Annotated in this window: 3 protein-coding genes; all 3 read right to left on the reverse strand. The window is 73.7% G+C overall.

What is annotated here, in order from left to right; translation table 11 throughout:
- Window positions 1-782, reverse strand: a 782-nt coding sequence (locus H5J33_RS30140; RefSeq protein ID WP_181797955.1) for an AAA family ATPase, incomplete at its 3' end; no start/stop codon positions are given.
- Complete coding sequence (locus tag H5J33_RS30145) at window positions 779-1,942, reverse strand: exonuclease SbcCD subunit D (RefSeq protein ID WP_181797956.1); 1,164 nt, start codon at window positions 1,940-1,942, stop codon at window positions 779-781. The genes H5J33_RS30140 and H5J33_RS30145, both read right to left, overlap by 4 nt.
- Before the next feature lie 106 nt (window positions 1,943-2,048).
- Window positions 2,049-2,675, reverse strand: a complete 627-nt coding sequence (locus tag H5J33_RS30150) for a YigZ family protein (RefSeq protein WP_181797957.1) — start codon at window positions 2,673-2,675, stop codon at window positions 2,049-2,051.
- Window positions 2,676-2,737 lie beyond the last annotated feature (62 nt).

Consider the following 2,737-nt stretch of genomic DNA (forward strand, 5'->3'; position numbering starts at 1 on the left):
TCCGCTAACGTAGTGAATGTCGAAAGGGCGACGGCGGCGGCTTCGAGGACGGCCTCGGCCAGCCCGGGGTCGCCGGGGTCCGGCTCGGGCAGCTCCATGGCGTCGCCGGCCTCCTGCTGCATGCGGTGGGCGTCGGCGAGCAGCGCCGTGTCGCCCTCGCGTACGCGTGCCTCGGTGGCGCGGCGGCGTTCGGCGAGGCGTTTCTCGACGTCGGCGAAGCGCTGGGTGTCGAAGAGCCGGCCGAGCAGCCTGCCCCGGGCCTCGGCGTCGGCGCGCAGGAAACGGGCGAAGTCCCCTTGGGGCAGCAGGACGACCTGGCAGAACTGCTCGCGGCTCATGCCGAGCAGCTGCTCCACCTCGGCGCCGATCTCCTGGTGGGAGCGGCTGAGGTCCTTCCAGGAGCCGGTCCGGGCGTCGTACTCGCGCAGCCAGGTCTGGGCCTTGTCGACCGTCATGCCCTTGCCGCGCAGCTTGGGCCGCTCCCACGGGGGCTGCCGGGTGATCTCCAGCCGGCGTCCGGCGACGCCGAGTTCGAGGCGGACCTCGGTACGGGTGCCGGGCGGGGCGTGGTCGCTGCGCAGGTGCGTGCCCTGGCCGCTCTGCCGGGCGCCGGGGACCGAGCCGTAGAGGGCGTAGCACACGGCGTCCAGGACGGAGGTCTTGCCCGCGCCGGTCGGGCCGTGCAGCAGGAACAGCCCGGCGCCGGACAGCGCGTCGAAGTCGACGGTCTGGGTGGAGCCGAAGGGTCCGAAGGCGGTGATGTCGAGCCGGTGCAGCCTCACCGGGCCACCTCCCGCACGGTGTGGCCGACGCGCACGGCGTCGAACGCCTCGCGCAGTACGGCGGTCTCGGCGGCGTCGGGTCCGGCGCCGCGCACATGGGCGACGAAGTCCTGGGCGACCTGCTCGTCGCTGCGGCCCGCGAGCCGCCGGGCGTACGAGACCCGGGGGTCGTCGGGGGCCCGTTCGGGGGCGAAGACCAGGCTGAGGGTGTGCGGGAAGCGTTCGGCGAGGCGGGCCATGGGCTCGGCGGGGCGGAGCGGGTCGGTGAGGGTGGCCTCGACCCAGGCGTCCTCGTGACGGGCCAGGTCCGGGTCGGCGAGGAGGTCGTCGAGGCGGCCGCGGATACGGGCGAGGGGGCGCGGCACCGGGCAGTCGACGCGCTCGGCGGTGACCGAGCCGTGCGCGTCCAGGTCGATCAGCCACATGCTCTTGCGGTGATCGGCCTCGGAGAAGGAGTAGGCGAGCGGCGAGCCCGAGTAGCGCACGCGTTCGGTGATGGTCTGGCAGCCGTGCAGATGGCCGAGCGCCACGTAGTCGGCGCCGTCGAAGATGCCGGCGGGTACGGCGGCGACCCCGCCGACGGTGATGTCCCGTTCGCTGTCGCTGGCCTGGCCGCCGGTGACGAAGGCGTGGGCGAGGACGACGGAACGGGTTCCCGGCGGGCGGGTGGCGAGGTCGGCGCGGACACGGTCCATGGCGGCGCCGAGCACGGCCTCGTGGCCGGCCTTGTCGACGCCGAACTCGTCCTTGACCAGGGCGGGTTCGAGGTACGGCAGGCCGTAGAAGGCGACATCGCCGTGGGCGTCATGGAGGACCACGGGGGTGCCGGCGGCGGACGGCTCGGTGCGCAGGTGGATGCCGGCGCGGTCGATGAGCCCGGCGCCGACGCCGAGGCGGCGGGCCGAGTCGTGGTTGCCGGAGATCATCACCGTGGGCACGCCGAGGTCCGCGAGCCGGTGCAGGGCGGTGTCGAACAGCTCCACTGCGGCGAGCGGCGGCACCGCGCGGTCGTACACGTCGCCCGACACGACCACCGCGTCCACCTCGCGCTCACGCACGGTGGTGACGAGATGACCGATGAACCCGGCCTGGGCCTCCAGCAGGTTCACCCGGTGGAAGGCCCGGCCGAGGTGCCAGTCGGACGTGTGCAGGATCCTCATGAGCCCCGAGACTAACGGCCGGGTCCGACAGCACGGCCGGTTGCTCCGGCACCGGTCGTCATCACCCGGCACCCACAGGCCCGTTATGCCCGTTTCACCCCAATTGTCAGGCGTCTCCGTAGGCTTCGCCGCCCAGTTCGAAGCCGGCCGTGCCCGCCGTCACATCGGCGAGCCAGGACCGGAAGGCGTCCACGTCGGCGTCCGGCAGCCCGATCTCGATGGTGACGGCCTCGCCGTAGCGGACGTCGCGCACCTCGCGCCCGGTGGCGCGCAGGTCGTTCTGGACCTTGCCCGCGCGCTGGTGGTCGACGGTCACCGTGGCCAGCCGGAAGCGGCGCCGGGTGAGCGTGCCGAGGGCGTCCAGGGCCTCGCCGACCGAACCGCCGTAGGCACGGATCAGCCCGCCCGCGCCGAGCTTGACACCGCCGTAGTAGCGGGTGACCACGGCGACGACGTACCGCATGTCGCGGCGCAGCAGCATCTGGAGCATGGGCACGCCGGCGGTGCCGCCCGGTTCGCCGTCGTCGCTGGCCTTCTGCACGGAGGCGTCGGCGCCGATCACGTAGGCCCAGCAGTTGTGGGTGGCGTCGGCGTGCTCCTTGCGCACGGCGGCGATGAAGTCCTGGGCCTCCTGCTCGGTGGCGGCCGGGGCGAGGGCGCACAGGAAGCGGGAGCGGTTGATCTCGGTCTCGTGCACGCCCGGGCGGGCGACTGTGCGGTACTCGTCCTGCATCCGGCCAGCCTAGTCCGTGACCGGCCGGCCACTCCCCGGGCGCCCGCCCCGCCGGCCCGTGA

The sequence above is a fragment of the Streptomyces sp. WELS2 genome (assembly GCF_013870595.1).
Classification (GTDB): domain Bacteria; phylum Actinomycetota; class Actinomycetes; order Streptomycetales; family Streptomycetaceae; genus Streptomyces.

What these genes read in the sequence shown, in the direction of transcription:
- H5J33_RS30150 (WP_181797957.1), bottom strand. Translation starts at nt 2,675, where the DNA reads ATGCAGGACGAGTACCGCACAGTCGCCCGCCCGGGCGTGCACGAGACC.
- H5J33_RS30145 (WP_181797956.1), bottom strand. Translation starts at nt 1,942, where the DNA reads ATGAGGATCCTGCACACGTCCGACTGGCACCTCGGCCGGGCCTTCCAC.